This window comes from uncultured Aquimarina sp. (genome assembly GCF_947492115.1).
In the GTDB taxonomy this organism is placed as follows: domain Bacteria; phylum Bacteroidota; class Bacteroidia; order Flavobacteriales; family Flavobacteriaceae; genus Aquimarina.
The window spans coordinates 170,922-189,409 of record NZ_CANLMM010000008.1 but is presented as its reverse complement, the minus strand read 5'-3'; the positions used below and the strand labels follow the sequence as shown (position 1 = coordinate 189,409).

The 18,488-nt window shown below is 30.4% G+C and carries 22 protein-coding genes; all 22 read left to right on the top strand.

Going from position 1 to position 18,488, the window contains the following annotated elements; all coding sequences use genetic code 11:
- Positions 1-306 precede the first annotated feature (306 nt).
- The 22 genes from Q1A73_RS20755 (at position 307) to Q1A73_RS20650 (ending at position 18,418) form a co-directional block, all read left to right on the top strand.
- Positions 307-957 carry a CPBP family intramembrane glutamic endopeptidase gene (locus Q1A73_RS20755; RefSeq protein ID WP_299609659.1) on the top strand — a complete coding sequence of 217 codons (651 nt, stop codon included), beginning with the start codon at positions 307-309 and terminating at the stop codon, positions 955-957.
- A 40-nt stretch (positions 958-997) separates the two neighbouring features.
- Positions 998-1,360, top strand: coding sequence for a pentapeptide repeat-containing protein (locus tag Q1A73_RS20750; RefSeq protein WP_299609656.1), 363 nt, complete (start codon positions 998-1,000; stop codon positions 1,358-1,360).
- A 200-nt stretch (positions 1,361-1,560) separates the two neighbouring features.
- The gene (locus Q1A73_RS20745; protein WP_299609653.1) at positions 1,561-2,844 is read left to right on the top strand and encodes a hypothetical protein; all 1,284 of its coding nucleotides are present in this window, start codon (positions 1,561-1,563) and stop codon (positions 2,842-2,844) included.
- Between the two features lie 98 nt (positions 2,845-2,942).
- On the top strand, positions 2,943-3,554 hold the full coding sequence (locus tag Q1A73_RS20740) for a hypothetical protein (RefSeq protein WP_299609650.1): 612 nt from the start codon (positions 2,943-2,945) through the stop codon (positions 3,552-3,554).
- A gap of 88 nt (positions 3,555-3,642) precedes the next feature.
- Positions 3,643-4,299 carry a hypothetical protein gene (locus Q1A73_RS20735; protein ID WP_299609648.1) on the top strand — a complete coding sequence of 219 codons (657 nt, stop codon included), beginning with the start codon at positions 3,643-3,645 and terminating at the stop codon, positions 4,297-4,299.
- Positions 4,300-4,419: 120 nt separating this feature from the next.
- Positions 4,420-5,088 carry a hypothetical protein gene (locus Q1A73_RS20730; RefSeq protein WP_299609645.1) on the top strand — a complete coding sequence of 223 codons (669 nt, stop codon included), beginning with the start codon at positions 4,420-4,422 and terminating at the stop codon, positions 5,086-5,088.
- Positions 5,089-5,289: 201 nt separating this feature from the next.
- Entirely contained in the window at positions 5,290-6,120 is an 831-nt protein-coding gene (locus tag Q1A73_RS20725) for a DUF4261 domain-containing protein (protein WP_299609642.1), read from the top strand.
- Between the two features lie 94 nt (positions 6,121-6,214).
- The gene (locus tag Q1A73_RS20720) at positions 6,215-6,925 is read left to right on the top strand and encodes a hypothetical protein (protein WP_299609640.1); all 711 of its coding nucleotides are present in this window, start codon (positions 6,215-6,217) and stop codon (positions 6,923-6,925) included.
- Between the two features lie 183 nt (positions 6,926-7,108).
- Complete coding sequence (locus Q1A73_RS20715; RefSeq protein WP_299609637.1) at positions 7,109-7,666, top strand: hypothetical protein; 558 nt, start codon at positions 7,109-7,111, stop codon at positions 7,664-7,666.
- Positions 7,667-8,578: 912 nt separating this feature from the next.
- Positions 8,579-8,959, top strand: coding sequence for a hypothetical protein (locus Q1A73_RS20710; RefSeq protein WP_299609635.1), 381 nt, complete (start codon positions 8,579-8,581; stop codon positions 8,957-8,959).
- Between the two features lie 181 nt (positions 8,960-9,140).
- Complete coding sequence (locus Q1A73_RS20705) at positions 9,141-9,656, top strand: hypothetical protein (RefSeq protein ID WP_299609632.1); 516 nt, start codon at positions 9,141-9,143, stop codon at positions 9,654-9,656.
- Between the two features lie 30 nt (positions 9,657-9,686).
- A complete protein-coding gene (locus tag Q1A73_RS20700) occupies positions 9,687-10,427 on the top strand; it encodes a hypothetical protein (RefSeq protein ID WP_299609629.1) in 741 nt (246 codons plus the stop codon).
- Between the two features lie 96 nt (positions 10,428-10,523).
- The gene (locus Q1A73_RS20695) at positions 10,524-11,867 is read left to right on the top strand and encodes a hypothetical protein (protein ID WP_299609626.1); all 1,344 of its coding nucleotides are present in this window, start codon (positions 10,524-10,526) and stop codon (positions 11,865-11,867) included.
- 95 nt (positions 11,868-11,962) lie between these two features.
- Positions 11,963-12,502 (top strand): hypothetical protein, encoded by a 540-nt coding sequence (locus Q1A73_RS20690; RefSeq protein ID WP_299609623.1) that lies wholly within the window; start codon positions 11,963-11,965, stop codon positions 12,500-12,502.
- Positions 12,477-13,178, top strand: a complete 702-nt coding sequence (locus Q1A73_RS20685) for a hypothetical protein (RefSeq protein ID WP_299609620.1) — start codon at positions 12,477-12,479, stop codon at positions 13,176-13,178. Before Q1A73_RS20690 ends, Q1A73_RS20685 begins: the two co-directional genes overlap by 26 nt.
- 106 nt (positions 13,179-13,284) lie before the next feature.
- The gene (locus Q1A73_RS20680; protein ID WP_299609617.1) at positions 13,285-14,157 is read left to right on the top strand and encodes an RNA polymerase sigma factor; all 873 of its coding nucleotides are present in this window, start codon (positions 13,285-13,287) and stop codon (positions 14,155-14,157) included.
- 118 nt (positions 14,158-14,275) lie between these two features.
- Positions 14,276-14,779, top strand: coding sequence for an SRPBCC family protein (locus tag Q1A73_RS20675; protein ID WP_299609612.1), 504 nt, complete (start codon positions 14,276-14,278; stop codon positions 14,777-14,779).
- Between the two features lie 57 nt (positions 14,780-14,836).
- Positions 14,837-15,343 carry an SRPBCC family protein gene (locus Q1A73_RS20670; RefSeq protein ID WP_299609610.1) on the top strand — a complete coding sequence of 169 codons (507 nt, stop codon included), beginning with the start codon at positions 14,837-14,839 and terminating at the stop codon, positions 15,341-15,343.
- 247 nt (positions 15,344-15,590) lie between these two features.
- Entirely contained in the window at positions 15,591-16,169 is a 579-nt protein-coding gene (locus Q1A73_RS20665; protein ID WP_299609607.1) for a hypothetical protein, read from the top strand.
- Between the two features lie 192 nt (positions 16,170-16,361).
- Positions 16,362-17,021 carry a hypothetical protein gene (locus Q1A73_RS20660; protein WP_299609604.1) on the top strand — a complete coding sequence of 220 codons (660 nt, stop codon included), beginning with the start codon at positions 16,362-16,364 and terminating at the stop codon, positions 17,019-17,021.
- Between the two features lie 192 nt (positions 17,022-17,213).
- A complete protein-coding gene (locus Q1A73_RS20655; protein WP_299609601.1) occupies positions 17,214-17,708 on the top strand; it encodes a hypothetical protein in 495 nt (164 codons plus the stop codon).
- 200 nt (positions 17,709-17,908) lie between these two features.
- Entirely contained in the window at positions 17,909-18,418 is a 510-nt protein-coding gene (locus tag Q1A73_RS20650) for a DUF4274 domain-containing protein (protein WP_299609598.1), read from the top strand.
- The last annotated feature ends 70 nt before the right edge of the window (positions 18,419-18,488 follow it).

Here is an 18,488-nt window from a genome sequence, read left to right as displayed (position 1 = left end):
TGGACAAAAAAACGCACCCACAACAAGGTGTATAAATCATAATGGCTTCGCCATATAACAATTCATACACGCAACGTGATGCATTCAAACGAACTCACTTAACTATAATAAATAAGAATGAGAACATTTCTAAAAGCTTTTCTCTTTTTAATAATCTTATTGATAATTGATTTTTTATTTCGAAAGGGGTTTATCGCAAACTTTTTTCCCTTCCAGTTACCTAATAATCTTACAATATTATTCTTGTTTTCACTATTTGTATTTTTCAGTTTGCTAATTACCAAATGGTTTTGCAAAAAGGATAAAATGACGCTGAAAGATTTAGGAATTTCATTGGATTCAAAAAACCGATTCGAATTTCTTTACGGATTTTTAATTGGATTTGTTCTATGGGCAATTGTTTCAATTGTACAATCCTACACGGCAAAGTTCTCATGGGAATTAAGACCTAACATCTCACTTTTTAATATCATTTATGGACTCCTTTTCATTTTTATCGCAGATTTAGGTACAGAGCTTTTTACAAGAGGCTACCCATTGAAAAGATTGGAAAATAGTTTTGGAGCTAATGCTGCAATTATCATCATGGTTTTCTTTGTAGGATTTAAAAGTTATTCGTTTGAAAATCAAGGAGAATTGCTCATGTATAGTATTTTAATTCCTGCGTTACATACTATTTTTTTCAGCATCATCTATTTTAAAACTAAAAGATTGGGTGCTGCTTTAGGAGTTCATACAGGCGCTAATTTTGTAACAATAAGTGTTTTTGACTTAAGAATGGAACAACCAATGCAAGCAATTCCATCAGGAATTTTTCAATCAAATATTGATTTGGAAACTTTATCACTCTCTGCTTTGCAACTTCCATGGGTTTTCATGGCTTTAATATTTAGTGTTGCTACTTATTTTTGGTGGATAAAATATAAACGCAACATAACACTGTATAAACGGCATTAAAACGACTGCTTATTCTCACAGTTACCGCACATTTGAGAAAATGGTAAATAAAACTCCAAAATATATTGGCGATCTATTGGAAAGATATGAATTAGGAGAACGTGAATTCCCAAATTGTGATTTTGAAAAACACGAAAATTTACAACACCTAACTTTAGATAATTCAAATTTAGAAGGTTCATCATTTTTTAGCGCGGACTTTACAGGAACTAGTTTTCGGAATTGTAACTTGACAAATTGCGGATTTAAATGCTGCAAATTTCAAAATGTTGACTTTGAAAATGCTGATTTGAGTGGAGCTGAATTTATAAACTGTAATTTTTTAAATACCAAGTTTGACGGAGCAGACTGGTACGGAAATATAATCTCGACGGAGGATTTTCTGAAAAGAATAAATAAATAAAATATGCTACAACAACATATATGTGGCATAGCGGCTAAGTGATCAATCGAATGAATATTGTATTTTTGGTTAGGCGCAATGCTTGCAAAAGTTAAAGTTAGCAATCACTGCGCAGAAAAATCGAAAAGCATGGTAACATTTTGCTCTGCTACGACACATATATTAAACGTTGCTATTCATTATAAACTAATATTTTAATTATGACAAAACATACACTTCTATTATTTATTCTAATTTTACTCTCATCCTGTAGTAAAGATGATGAGAATAATAACTGTCTATCAAACATAGAAATTGCAACCGTTGCTATTTCAGAATCAGTAATTACCTTAAAATGGGTTGAAACACAAGGATATGCTTCAAATTATGAATACGGATTAAGTGGTTTTTCTTTTGGAAACGGAATTAGCGGCTCAACAACAGAGGAAACAATCACGCTAGAAAACTTACAACCTGGCCAAAAATATGATTTTTATTTGGAATCTATTTGTAGCGAATCATTAACCAGCGATATTTCTAAATACACTTTCACTCTGCTTGAATGTGAGGGGTTAGATATAGAAAAAATTGTCCCTCGAGGTTTTCAGGAAATCGATGGACTTAATGTTTTCGGAATAAATTGGTATCCTCAACTTTTGGGCACTAATTCTTGGGAGTTAGCTATGTTGCCAGCCAATGAAGTTCCTAATGAACAAAATATTATTCCTATTAGTGCACAAGCAAATAATTCTCAACTATATGTAGAGATACCGGAAATTAATCCAGAAGTTAATTATGTGTTCCATATTCGAAGAAAATGTAATGACACTTTTGGATCTTGGGTTCAGAAATCTATCTCTTCGATTGAGCTACAAGACTTTTGTCAGTTCGAAGTAGATATTGAAAATGACACTGAATCATTTAGAATTCATACTACGGGAGGTGTGTTTGCAAATATAATATTTGTGGAAGAGGGTCAAGAGTTTGAAACTGGATTGACATTTAATTCTAATGAAATTTATACTTATGGAGGAAACCCAAATTCCATTTATAATCAATATCCAGATTATTTTAAACCAAATACAACTTACGAACTTTACACTCGTATTCAATGCGGTGCAGGATATAGTAATTATAAATTTACTAAAACTTACACAACTCCTTTAGCAAATGCTGCCGTTGTTTTGGATTCGCAAATTCAAGGAGATAATTTAATCATAAGCTATATTTCTGATTGGGGTTTCAATGCGAATTTCTGTAGACCATACACTAATTATACTAGAGAAATTGAATATGGTATTGCCGGATTTACAGAAGGAGAAGGAATTACAATCAATATTGAAGAAAATGTGTGGCCAGAACAAATTATTATTCCTTTATCAAACTTCGAATCAAATATTGAATATGAGTTTACTATGAGAACTAAATGTAATTCAATAACTAGTGAATGGAATAGACATTGCACTCAAGGATTGCTTCCAAGAGAATCAATATTAATCCCATAAATAAAAAAACGAAATGGCAACAATGGGTAATATTGCATAGCTTCCTAACGTCAGTTACGACAACATACCCGAGCCGTCCGTAAGTTGAAAAAAATAAAATGAACTATAAAATCATATTTTCTTTATCTATTCTTCTGAATATACCGACAATATATGGTCAAAATAATGGCGAGCAACATAAATCAACAAAACTGGAAGAAAGTTTTAACCAGAATGATGAAATTATTAATGAATATTTACTTGATGAATTAAGACCAATTCGAGAAAGTTTTAAAAAAATAAACTCAACAACAAACTGGACTGAAATTAAAGAAAAAGAACTTCGGGAAACTACAGAAGGTGGAGAAGCCAAATTTTATTATTTAAAAGATGATTTGAGTAAAATTGTAACTATACAGTTTGGTAAGACCTTTCAGAAACTGACAGAATATTATCTTTCTGATAATGGACTTTCCTTTGTTTTCGAAAAATCTTATAAAGATAACAGACCTATTTATTACGATTCAAAAACCAAAGAAGAGAATAATGATACCGAAGAATTTGACTTTGAGAAATCTGAAATAATTGAGGAGAGAAGTTATTTTAAAAGTAATAAGTTAATTCATCAGCTGAATAATCAAGATTGTGGATCTCCTTTTCCTTTAGACTATCTTTTGAAAGAGGAAAAAAGAATAATTACAAATTTTCAGAGCTTGATGAAAATTAAATAAAAAAACGAACGCACAACAAAGCGTATGAAATCATATTAGCTGAACCCTATATGATCCATAGCCGAGACAATTGTGTAAAATATAATAAATGGAAAACGAATACTCAATCTTTAGAAAATATAAAACGCTTGAACAAGCAAAAGACCTAGAAGAATTATTATTAAAAAATGGAATTGATTCAATTATTGCTGACAATGTTCCATCTGTTGATTCTATGTTTGGAGCTAACCCTTTAAATAATGAAATTGAGATTCGAATTAAGCAAACTGACTTCAAAAAAGCAGAACAAATTCTTGAATTACAAGCGGAAAACTTAATTAACGAAGTTGATAAAGATTATTACCTATTTGAATTTACAAAGGAGGAATTATATGAGATTCTTCTAAAATCAGATGAATGGAATGAGTTTGATTATAAACTTGCTCAAAAAATATTACAAGACAGAGGAAAATCTATTAACGAGGAATTATTAAACTCCCTTAAAAAAGAAAGATTAGAGCAATTAGCTAAACCGGAGGGAAACCAAAAATCTTGGATTATTGCAGGTTATTTTTTTGCAATATTAGGAGGAATGTTAGGTTTGATTATCGGATACTTCCTATGGACTTCTAAAAAAACTTTACCAAATGGACAAAAAGTATATTCCTACACAAATAAAGACAGAAGACATGGTAAATATATATTCTATATTGGATTAATAGTTTTCCCCACAGCCTTTTTAATACGATTTTTAAACCAATTATAAAACGACACACAACAGTTTGTATATTGCATATGCCGTCTTCGGCAAGCAAACGCAACATGTAAGGAACGTTGTAGGCAACACAAAATAAAAATAATTCTAATCAAATTTTAGGATAGATTTATGAGTAAAGAAACTTTTAAGAATAGAATGAACAAATTACCAGACGATGAATTGATGGCTATTCTTAAAAAAAGGCATCAATATCAAAAAGATGCTGTAAATGCTGCCATTGACGTAGCTGAATCTCGGAATCTAAATTTTGAAGAGATTAGGAAAGAAATTGTTGATGAACGAGTTAACGTAGAAATTCATCAAAACGAACTAAATAAAGAACGGAAGCTAAAAATAATTAAACTAACACCAAAGACTATAGGAATCTATCAGATTGTTGGGGGAATGTTCTTAATTTTATCTTCTTTATTTATTTCACCATTCCAACTGAAAACAATTACCCTAATATTCTTAGCATTACTTGCTTCGTTTTCAATAATTGCAGGATATTTATTGTTAAAGGAGAAAAAAAATGGAATATTATTGTCTGTAATTAACCAAGCCCTTCAAATTATAAAATTTCAGATTTTTAGTTATGGGTTCAAATACTATACTCCATTATATCTAGGATTAGTAATTACTGATGAATTAAGTTTTGGACTCGACATACAGCCTGGAATGTCATTTATTCTTGGACCATCAGAACCTGAATACAGCATGTTTTTCGGTATAAATCTGATTGCTATATTTGCTATTTACTATGTATACAAATACAAAAAATTAAAGACAAATAAATAAGCTATTTACAACACCATATATTTGATCATAGCAGCAAAGTGATCAATCGAATGGTTCTTGTATATTTGGTAAGGTGCAATGCTTGCAAGAAGTAAAAATTAACAACCAATGCGCATCCGCCTGAGGACAGACAGTAAAAAATCGAAAAACAAGGTAACATTTTGCTCTGCTACGATACATATATAATACGTTACAGCATATATGAAAAAAGTATTAACTATAATATTAATTGGAATTATCTCGATGGGATTATTTAGTTTCTTAAAAAAAGAAAAAAAGGTTTCGGCAAAGGAAAATACGCCGATTTTAGGTTTTGTTCTTTTGGAGGATTCAAATTCATTTGACCTAATTGGAATGGTCAAAGAACTAAAAAACAAATGGAATTTAGATGTTAATGACGAAGATGCAGACGACAAAGCTGCAGTTTTGAAGATTGGAGATTATAATATTGCGATAGCAAATATTCCTGCCCCTATTCCAGAAAACGAAGTCGAAAAAACAGCTGAATACAACTATTTTTGGAAAAATGGTGTTAAAGAATCCGCTAATCATAAGGGACATATAGTTTTGTCAATTACGAATGCTGGAAAAAATGTAGTTCAGGAAAATCTTCTATATTGTAAAGTAGCTTCTGCTGTTATGAATAATAGCAAATCATTAGGCATCTATATTGGAGGAAGAACCCTCGTATTAAAAAAGGAGTTTTATTTAGAAAATGTAAAGATGATGAGTGACGATGATCTTCCATTATATAACTGGATCTATTTTGGACTAATAAAAGAAAATGGAAAACAATCTGTTTATACTTATGGTCTGAAGGATTTCGGAAAAAAGGAAATGGAAATTATCAACTCTAATCATTCTATTGAAGAACTTAATGAAATGATGTTTGACTTGGCTCATTATGTAATTGCTTATAATGTTAAATTAAAAGCTGGAGAAACTATTGGAATCTCTGCTGAACAAAAATTAAAGATTTCTGAATCAAAAGGGAAATTTCTTGATGGAACAACTTTAAAAATTGAATACTAAAAACATTCCGTAACACTGTATATGAAATCATAGCTGTCTAACTACAAGCTACGACACATATAGTAAACGTTGGTAGTAATTTAAACCCAATTTTGTGGTAGAAAAAAAAGACATCGAAAAACTAATCGTTCAGAATAAAAAAAGTAATCTGAAAGCGCATTGGAATGATTCATTTTTTTACAACACAACAAAATACAGCGGAGAAATTAAACCGAATGAACTTTTGATCTGGCGTTCCTCTAATTTTTTGCGTAGTGTGTATCCAATTTTCCATCTGACTTTTGACCAAAATGGCAAACTGAACGGAATTAAGACGGAGAAAAATCCTTATCACAAACTACTTAATAAAATTACAATTGGAGTTTTAACTGTTTTTGTTTCTGGTTTGTTCCTCTCAACCGACTTAAAAACTGCAATTATCGGAACAATCGGAATCATATTGATCATAACTTTATTGAGTTTGGTTTTAGGAAAATCAAAAAAGTATGAAACTAAACTAATCACCGACGAGCTAAAAGAGGCAATTGAAAATATCGAACTGTTAAATAATTCTGAAATTATTAACAGGCCAAAATCAAAATTAAAAAAAGAAAAGGTTAAGGAATGGACTGTAAGGAAAGTATTGACAAGACTTCTTCTCTATCCTTTTTGTTTTTTTGCTCTTTACCTTTTTGTACAAATGATTTTAAACCCTGACCCAAATCATATAAGGCAAAGACCTTACGGAATTGTAGGTGTCATATTTATCGGAGTATATTTGATAACTGACATAATAATTATTCTTAAAAACTTAATAAAAAAATAAAAGTTACAATTAACACGACATACTTGATCATAGCAGCAAAATGATCAATCAAATGTTTGTTGTATTTTTGGTAAGGCGCAATGCTCACAGAGTGGAAAAGTTAGCAACCAATGCGCAGAAAAATCGAAAAACAGGGTAACATTTTGCTCCGCTACGATACATATAGTAAACGTTAGCCTACATATGAAAAAAACACTTTTGATATTATTTATACTTGTTGTAAACATTAGTTACGGACAAGAAATCTCAAAAACTCAATTGGAATCCGATTTTTTAGAATACAGCAATCTGATTTCCAAAGGGGAATTTGAAAAAGCAGTTGATTTTATGCCAACATATTTTTGGAGTGTGTACAAGAAAAATGAATTTCTGACTAAAATGGAGCGAGTTGCAAAACAAATGGATTCAATCTCTATTAATAATTTCAAAATTGTTAATATTAGCGAAATCATCAAATCGAAAAATAAGAAATTTAAAATTATAGTGTACTCATCTGATGTAGAATTTGACTTTTCAAAAACTCCTGAGAGAGTAATTGAACAATATAAATCCCAATTTGGAATTAAAAATGTAAAAATAGATACTATAAACAAACTGATTAAAATAAAAAACAACAGTCAAATGGTTTCTGTTTTTGATGAGAAGTTAAAAAAGTGGAAATATTTGGAATATAATCCTCATATAATAAAAAGGGTTTACGGAATCGAAACACAAGCTGAACTGAAAAAACACGTACGCTAACACTATATATTTGATCATAGCAGCAAAGTGATCAATCGAATGGTTCTTGTATATTTGGTAAGGTGCAATGCTTGCAAGAAGTAAAAATTAGCCACAAATGCATAGAAAGATCGAAAAACAAGGTAACATTTCACCCTGCTAAGACACATATATTAAGCGTTATACACAATTTGATTAAATCTACCTAATTAATGACCAAATCTCAAACTTTGAGCTTATTAAAAGCTACTGGAAAATCAGCTTTGGTAATTCTGACTGTTTTTTTGATTCACATTTACTCAATTGCGTTTATTGAAAAAATTGAGCGTCCGAATTTCAAAAACCTAACTACAATTGAATTTATTATAATTGGAATAATTTTGCTGATTTTGATTTTTATAAATCTAAAATGGGTTTTCGGATTTTTTAAACCAAAAAAATAAAAACTTAATGGAAACATCATTATTGACTTCTTTAATTGGACTCGTAATTTTTTCGATATTAATATATTTTGGATCTAAATATGCAAGTGGAAAATGGGACGTGTCTGAATCCAAAAAATCTGAATATCTAAATTGGACAAATAAACATGGAAAAACAATAAAAAAAGGAATAATAATTATATCAATCATTTATGGAATTTCAATGTTAATTCAAATTTCAAATCTGACATAAAAAACTGCGTACAACACCATATATGTAATCATAGTAGTAAAGTGATCAATCGATTGGCTGTTGTGTTTTTATAAGGGCGCAATGTTTACAGAGTGGAAAAGTTAGCAACCAATGCGCAGTTTTTATCGAAATTAGGGTAACATTTTGGGCTGCTACGATACATATATAAAAGATTAACTTCAATTAATAGATGAATATACTAAGTAATATTTTAATCGAAATAAAATTGATTGCCCAAGATGTCTGGGAAAAGGGTATGTGGATTTAAGTGATATCAAAAGGTTAAATAAAGAACTTAAATGGGGACCAGGAGAATGTGCATATTGCAACGGGAAAGGGAAAATCAATCCTAAAATTAAAAAAAAGATACCTGTTGATATGACCTATTTAACAACAGATCTAAGTAAACAGGAAAGGAAAAAACTAATTAACAATGATAAACAGGCATTAATTAAAGGCCTTGTCTCTGAAAAAAAAGCGGATGATCTTATAAAACAAGTAGAATTTCTTCATTTTGAAGGAAAACTAAACCCCGACAAAATAGTTGAATTATTTTTAATTCCTCAAAATGAAATATCATCTACTGAAAAACAAGAATTACTCGATTATATAGTAAGAATAATTGAACACAAAAAATAAAAATCTATAGATAAACAGATAGGCTCAAGCTGATTTGCCTTACTTCGATTCATACATAAAATGTTAGTATACATTGTAAATAAAACTTAGAGGAATGATAAAATTTGATAAATCTGTTATATTCAAAATTATATATGTATTAGTTGGTTATGTAATATTATTTCAATTTAAAAACTTTGAATTGGCTTTAATTTTGATATTCCTACCATACCTAATTTCTTCTATTTTATCCTATCAAAAATTTGAAAAAAGTATTGATAACGAAAATCATATTATGTTATCCAAAAGCAATTTTGACTACTCGAATTTCGGTTTTGTGGCTTTAATAGTGATCTTTTGTATATCTGACTTGAATGCTTATACCGCCATATTACTAACATTATCATTGATTTATTTGTTTCTTGAATATACCGTATCTAAACGAAGAGTAATATTTATTGATAAAAATAGAATTGACGAATTTGGAAAAGATAAGCACAGAGAAATGAACGAAATTACATCACTCGAAATTTATCCAAATAACGTTGAATTTCGGTTTAATGAATATGAAATCCTTCAAATTAACCAAAATGAATTAGTTCGACCAAATTGGGAAGACTTTGTAATAAGAATAACGGAATTAAAAACGTATGCTAACAAGATGCATAAATCAAAGTGGCTTCACCTCTGTTATCCATGCATACAACGTTACCATTAATTATTAGCAAAAAACATAGAAATTTAAAATATGAACCTAAACTTAAAAAACATCGCTGTTGCTTTATTAACATTTACTTTTCTTTCTTGTGATAGCAATGACCTTTCTGATACTGAAGAAAATCAAAGTGAACCTATTTTATTAAAACATTATTATTTCGAAGGTAAGCTTGATAATGAACCTTTCTTAATAGAAAAAAAAATATATGATAAATTTTATTCTGATGACAAACCCTTTAATATAGATTATGGAGGAACTCTTATTAATTGCAGTGAAACCACTGATAATGGGGTGCCATCTAATTGCTATACTATATATGGAAGTGGTATAATTATTTATGAATCAATTCACCCTAGTGAAATTGGAAAACACAATACAGCAAAAGCCTACTTCGGAAGAATCAATGTTGAGAAAAGAGAATTTAGTTCAGAATTAGAAGCTCTTAGAGAGTTTTTAATGAATAAAGACCTTAAATTCCGAAGAGACTTTGGAAATCCTTTACAAAATGGTGATTTTGCTTTTGACTTTTTCCCTTCTGGTACTAACGACACTTATTATTCAACAAGATTTAACGATAATAGTGAATTTTTAGCGCAAATAACTAATATTATAGAAGATTCTGATAATAATTTCATCGAAATAGAAGGTATAGTGGAAAAATGTAAACTTTATGATCTTAAAGAAAGAGATACATATAAGCTGCTAACCGATTTTAAATTCCGCATCCAAATCAATTCTGGATTTAATTTCAATAACTATAACGATAATTGAAAAAACTGTACCAACAAGATCTTTAGTGCATACAAAAAACACATCGTACAAGCGATGCTGTAGGTAATAGGAGAAACTTATTAAACCACTAACCGAATGAAGAAAATATTATTAGTTACTTTATTAATCTCTCTACTGAGTTGTGGAAATGAAAAAGAATCATTTAAGTGGAACTTTGACTCCGACAGCAAATACATTTATTCATTCTCACAAATAACAAATAGTGAGAATAAAATGAAGAAAGAGGAAAAAAGTAACAAATCATTCATCAGCGGAAATGGAAAAATGATAATCAATGGAAAATCCAAAAATTTAGCTGATTTAAGTTTTGAAGAAATTAAGGTGAAACTTAAAAATGATTTTAGCAGGGATACAATATCTGACACACAACCAAACTCGATAATTCAAGGTTTACAATCTAATGGAACGTTTCAGGTGACTTCGCCCTCAAATGATTTTATACGTCTATTACTTCCATTACCGCACAAGAAATTAAGCATTGGAGATACTTGCAAAGTTTCTCTTAATGTACCCTTTAATATCAATGGTTCATTAATTAACTCTAAAGGTTTTAATACTTTGACTTTTTCTAATTATGAAGATATTGAAGGACATAAATGTGTCGTCTTAAATGGAGAAATTAACGTTTCAAAGTTAGATTTACCGGACAGTTTTGAGGGTAACTATAAACTAACTCAAATTGGAAAAGGAAAATATTATTTTGACATAGAAAAAGGTATCTACATAAAATCAAAAGTTAAATTTGAATTAACAACTTTAGCAGACAATGAAGACCTTTATATGAGCTCTAAAAGCTCGCATGAATATGAAATTAATTTCTTAGATAAAATAGATAAATCAAAAGAGATTACAAAAACAAAAAAAGCATTGATCAATGAGCCTGTTAACTCACCTTATGATATTGCCAAAACCGTAATTGAATTTCTACAAAGAAAAGATACAATCAAGTATTTAAACATAGCTATTCCGTTAGACAAACAGAAAAAACTTTTTGTGGATAACATAAAATACAATCCTCTAGAAAATGATACTATGGCAATCTATCGAGAGCTAAAAAGAAAATATGATGATAGAGTTGACAACTTTTTAGTCAGAGCAGGATACATATTAGAAATAATGGAAGAAGATAAAGGCTTCGATATTGAGAAAGCCACTATAGATACAATATATTACAAGCACGAAAAAACTAAAAATTATGGTGGTTTTGGTAGAACTATTATAGGAAATTGGGCAGATTTAACTGTCGAAATGAATTTTAACAACCAAAAGTATTATTTCGAAATACCTCAAATCATAAAAGTTGAAAATCAGTGGTACCTATATTATCCTGAATACTATTTGCGAGATGAAAAAGAAAGGAAATTTGTTGATAAAAGAGTTAAAGAACTAAAACAAAAATCAGAGGAATTCTGGAAATAAATAACACTACCTACAACAATTTGTATATTGCACATGCACCCTGCAGGATGCAAATGTATCATACAAGAAACGTTGGCAAACATTAAAGAGTTCTAATGAAATTCAAAAAACTTCTATTATCAATTTTATTTTACTTCATAGTTTTTATTATAAATGGTCAAAGTTTTAAAATAGATGAGAGAAGTACTGAGCGGTATATGAACTATTTCAACCAAATATATGCAATTGAAAAATCTTTAATCTCAAAACAAATAGACCCTAAAGTTGAATTTGCAAATGGAATGATTGATGCTGATGTATTTAAAAAAATGGCTAATAAATTTCAAAAAAACTTACCAAATTCCTTCTTTAAAAATTCCAACGGAATCCCAATAATCGATACAAACAAAATAATTGCTCATCAAAACTTTGTAAAATGGACTTACGCGAAACTTAACACAAATAATGAGGTTGATGTCTATTTACAATTAATAGTATACTTTCAGGTGAAAGAAAAAATTCACTTTCCGAAAATTGAACGAATTGAGATTATAGAAAAAGAGAAATTAAATAATGTTAATTTAGATCGAATCGTAAAATTGTATAAAACAAGAAAAGAGATGGAGAAAAATGCTCCTCCTCCGCCTAAGTTTTAAAATAAAAACGATTTGCGCTGCTACGATACATATATTAAACGTTGCTACCATTGACATGAAGAATTTTGAATCATTAAATAGAGAATTATTGGAAGCTAGATTGGAGACTCGAGCTTTCCTGAATGAAGAGACGAGCCCCATTTCAATTTTAGTGAATACAAAAACCTCTTCAAAGCCTTACAAAGAAATACTAATTAAATATTTGGACATTCTCAAAGGGAATGAATTGGAGATGGTAATTCGAGCATTGTCTGAAAAAGGAATGAAAGACGTTGCTCCACTGTTGATTAAGATTTTAAATAATTCGGAAAACTATCCGAATTTGGACCTTTGGGCAGTAGGAAATGCAATAAGCGTAATTGATGATAGTTCAACTTATGATGAAGTCCTAAAAATCTGCCAATCTCCTAAATACGGAGCTTCCAGACAAATGATGATGACCACGTTGAGAAAAATGAAAACTGAAGAATCATTTAAAACTTTGATTATCTCACTTCAGGATGACTCAATCCGTGGACATGCAATTGACGAGCTAAGAAAATGGGGAGATCCTAGAGCGTTGATACCAATTGAAAACGTTGAAGTAAGAAAAGAGCTTTTTGAGGCAAAAGCGAAGAAAAAAGCAATTGAAAAATTAAAAACGGCAGCCAACAATGGCTATAAAGTATATATCTAACTAACCAAACCGTTTCCACGCTTCATAGCTGGAACGTTTTAAGCACAACCTTAAATCGAACTTTGTAACACCTATCCAATTCATGTATCTAACAAGAAAAAAATGTATGAATCAACTGGGAGATAAATATTCAGAGAAAAAAAATATAGAACTATTGAAATCCTCTTTGGATGGTAACAAAGATGCATTGAATCAGCTCATAAAAATCCACAGACCGTATATTTTCAATGTAGCTTGGAAATTTACCTTTGACCCTCAAGACGCAGAAGATTTAACTCAAGAAGCACTTATCAAGGTAATCACCAAGCTATCACAATTTAAATTCGAAAGTCAATTTAGAACTTGGCTCTATCGCATTGTATTTAATGAATTTTTATTATCCAAAAGACGAAAAGGAGAAAAACAATTCACGGATTTTGAAAATCAAGGAAAACGACTTGACTCTATTGAAAATGCAACCGTAGACGAAAGTGAAGAAAAGGAATACGAGGAATTGGCAAAGGAGCTTAGATATCGTTGTCTATCTGGTATGATAATGTGTCTTACTAGGGAGCAAAGACTTTTATTTATTGTAGGAGAAACGTTCGGAGTCGACCACAATTTAGGCTCTGAAATATTCGGAATGACAAAAGCTAACTATAGAGTAAAGCTTCACAGAGCAAGAAAGGAATTAATTAACTTTATGCAACAAAAATGCGGACTGATGAACTCGAAAAATCCCTGCAGATGTGGCAAAAAGGCAAAAACTATGCACAAAAATGGTTATCTCACTGAAGACCAACAATTTTTCAATGTAGGTTACAAAACCAAAGTAGCAGACTATGCTTTTCAGAACAGTGAATTGGTTGCCGATATTGTAGATAAAAAGCATTTAGAGTTACTTAGAGATATTCCAGCGAAGGATGATTTTTCTAAAGAAACTATTGTTGAAGAAATTATTGGAAATAATGGATTATTAGATTTTTTTGAGCTAAACTAGTACTGATTCATACGTATAAAAAAGCCCGTGATTTTGATAATCACGGGCTTTTTATTTTTCATTCTGTAACACCAGAGAGTTTTCTGTATCAAAAAGGCAAATTAAAAATCTAAACAAAATGGACATAAAAAAAGAAATCGTAATCAACCGTCCCGTTCAAGAGGTATGGGAAGTGCTGGGAAATCAATTTACAACTGCCTACAAATGGGCAAGAGGGTTAACTCATTCAGAAGGTTTTGGAAAACCAAAATTTGATGGAGCGGAATGCAGCAAAAGAACTTGTGAAGTTCCTGGCTTTGGAACAATTCAGGAAGACATCAAGAAATTCGACTCAAAAAATTACGTGTTGGCTTATGAAGTCGTGAAAGGATTCCCAGGTTTTATCACTTCTGCTATTAATACATGGACTTTAGAACGAAAGGGAAGCTATACACTTGTACACATGAAAATGAAAATGCAAACCAAAGGTTTTAAAGGTGCCATTATGGGACCAATGATGAAAATGCAACTCAACAAAGCGGTAGCAGGGGTTATTGAAGACCTAAAAATATTTGTCGAAACAGGTAAACCAAGCGATTATAAACAAAAGGAATTGGAAAAAAATAGAAAAAAAGTAGCTTAATTCTGTAACACATTAATGAATACTGTATCAAAAGGTAAATTATAAAAATCATTAACAATGAAAATTAAAAATCTATTATTAAGCACATTAGTTCTTCTATTAAGTGCAAATTTGGCTTCTGCTCAAAGTATGGGAGAGCCAAAAGTTCAATTCAGTAAAATAATAAACAAGTCCGCAGATAAGTTTTGGAAGACAGTTAGGCAAATGGACAAAATTGACAAATACTCTTCAAATATTGCAAGAGTTGAATGGACTGGAAATATTGGAAAAGGAGGTCAAAGAGTATGTTATACACCTGATGGTAAAGGTTACTTCAAGGAAAAGATTGTAGCTTATAACGAATCAGCAAAAAGTTTTTCATATTCTTTATTAGAAGGAGCTCCTGTAAAAGGAATGGTCAACACTATAAAAGTAGTTGATCTAGGTAACGGCAAATGTGTATTTGTATTCTGGTCTTATTATGACCAGTTTGTCGAAAATCCACAAATGAAACAGGAGCAATTCCATGCGTTCATGACCAGTTCTCTAGAAGAAATGACAAAAAAAATGGCTAAAGACTCATAAACAGCAGTGCCTAACAATGTGTATAAACAATAGCGGTTTGAGTGAGAACTCGAACCGTCTTTTCGCTGTTATAAGCATTTTGCTATACAACAGCTTAGTGGTATGAAACCCGCTACTGCTAATGCAAGTAACGTTGTAACTCATTAAATAACAATCCAGTAATAATATACGACGATTCAGAAGAAAAACATAATTAGACTCAGTAAGTTATTGGAATTTGCAACTGTCAAATTATTTAAAACAAATTATGAAACCAAAAACTCTGTGTCTAGTTGGATTACTTTTTTTCGTTACCAGTTACGTATTTTTTTCTCAAGGTTCGTTAAGTGAACAAAAACATATTGATCTAGCTCACTGGTTTAATTTAACTGGAGCCATACTATTAATCAATTTTAATAATGTCTTTCCAAAGAATAGATTAAATTCCATCGCATCAGTTTTGACAGCAATAGGGGTTATTGCGCACATTGGACTTTGTACAATTGATTTCATTATGTGGAGCTTCGGAAATGATCATATCGGAAGGAATGAATTAAGAGAACAAATTAACAATACGCCACTAATTCTATATCCATTTGTGATTATCGGACCATCTTTACTTTTTGTTGGTCTAGCAGCACACGCTTTGAATTTTATCAAAATGAATCCGATTGCTTCTCTTATGGTTATAATTGGCGGACCATTTGTTGGACTCTCCTATTTTATTTGGAATGATGGAATTTTAATGTTAGTCAGCTGTATTATCTTCTCATCTGGATTAGGGATACTTCTATACAGAAATGAAATACAAAATATAAAGAATAAAGCGTTACGACAAAATATATGATTTCGTAGCAACTAAGTGATTAACCGAAAGATTAGTGTATTTTTGATAAGGAGCAATACTTTCATAATAGAAAAAGTTAACAACCAATATGTATTCTCCTAAGTAGGACAGAAAAAATCATAAAAGAAGGTAACATTTTGCTCTGCTACAACACATATATTAAATGTTGTGCAACATATAAGAACTGAATACTTGAAAATTAAAATTGGAATATTATTAACACTTCTGTGCAATCTTTTAAATGCACAGCAATCTGAAATGAGCGTAAATCAAAATAACTACAATTCTGATTTTACTACTAACGCTGAATTAGACAAACAATTCGAATCCAAATTAAAAAGCGACGAGGAATTTAAACTGATTGCATCACCAAACGCTGACGGAAAAATTTCAGTTTATATTCAAAATAATACTTCTGACACAATTTCAATTTCTCATCAGGATTACAAAATTCACATTCTACAAGAAGCAGTAGATAAAGAAGGAATTTGGAAACCAATAGAATATTGGGAAAGCTCTGAATGTGGAAACAGTTTTGGGGAAATAAAAATTGAGCCAAATGGAGTAATTGAAACTAAATCGACAAAGTATAATGGAGATTTTAAAACCAAAATTCGATTTAAGTTAAGTGAGAACAATAAAGTGTATTATTCAAATGTAATTGAGGGAAATATCAATCTGAATAAATTTATTATGCCAACTGATTTTAGTTTTACTTGGCCTCTAGAAATTATTAGTAACCTAGGCAAGAAAACACCAATGGGATTACAAAAGAAAGTGGTTTTTCTGAAACCAAACGGAATGGAAGAATTTAATAAGTTTTTGGAAAATTCATTACGCAATAAAAACTAAAAAAGAATACATTGCACAACAACATATATGTACCATAGCAGCAAAGTGACAAATCGATTGGTACTTGTATTTTTGGTAAGGTTCACTGATTGCGGAAAGTAAAAGTTAGCAACCAATGCGTAGAAAAATCAAAAAGCAAGGTTACATTTTGCTCTGCTACGACACATATATAAAACGTTGGTAGTAATTTAAATGAAATACACACGAATAAAAATATTGCTACTCTGTTTCACCTCAATAGTTATCGCGTGCTCGACAAAAAAAGGACTTATTAAAAGAGAAAAAACAGAATTTGGAACAGTAAAATATTACGTTCAAACTGAACTAAAAAAAGACAATTATTTGGAGTCTGCATCGAATACCCTAAACGACCAAAAACGAATTGTAATAAAAGTAGCGGATTCTGTTTTTTACAGTTTGTATTCAGACGAAATTAATAAGCTAACTAATAAAGACCAAAATTCGGTTTATCAACTATTTTATGGAGAAATACCTAAAGAAGCTGATGCTCAAATTGCTTATCAAAAAATATCTGAGTTGGATTCATTGGTATTAACTAAATCAAATAAAATATTGGACTCACTGAGTTGGAATAATTTTAAACGCTGGAATGGAGCAACAGGTTTTGTAATAGAAGTTATTTATTATCATGGATTTCCAAAAAATAAAAAATTTAAACCATACTAAAATAGAATAAAGAACTATTAGCAAAACCATATATACGTAATCATAGCAGCTAGGTGATCAATCGAAAGATTAGTGTATTTTTGGTAAGGTACAATGCTTGAAGAAAGTTACAATTAGCCGTCAATGCTCAGCAAAACTGAACAAAAGTAATTTTTGCGTTACTACAACATATTAAACATTACCTCAATCAAGAAAACCATATGAAAATAAGTCAAGAGGAATATGATGCTTTAGAAAGTGAAATTATTTTGGAATTTGCAGCCAAACAATCACAAAAAGTTCTTTATCAAATGGTAATGGAATGGAATTGGGATTCCTCGAATAGTTTTCTAAATTGGCTGGTAGACAATCCCCTCACCGATAAATCAACGATTTTGATGATTTACTGGAAGTCTGCTCCGAGATATTTTAAACAATTCATGGACAGAAATGAAGTATTGAAAAAACAACCCTATTCCATTAACGACTTTGATTTTGTTGAAAAAGTAGAAAAGAACTACCTTAATGATTTTTATAATTCAAGTATTTTTGAATTTGAACCAAGTTTTTGGGCAGATGAATATGCTGAAATTAAATTAGTTAAGCCGATTCCAGAAATTATGTTCAAAAAGGTTCATGGAAAAATAGTTGAGCATCCGTCTAATTTTACAGAAGGTTGTCCACCCGAATTAGATACTTTACTTGAAGAACTTTATGAAAAATATCATTGAATATAAACATTACAGAAAAATAAAAGGTAAAATAACACTCTACTCTATTATCATACATATACCAAACGTT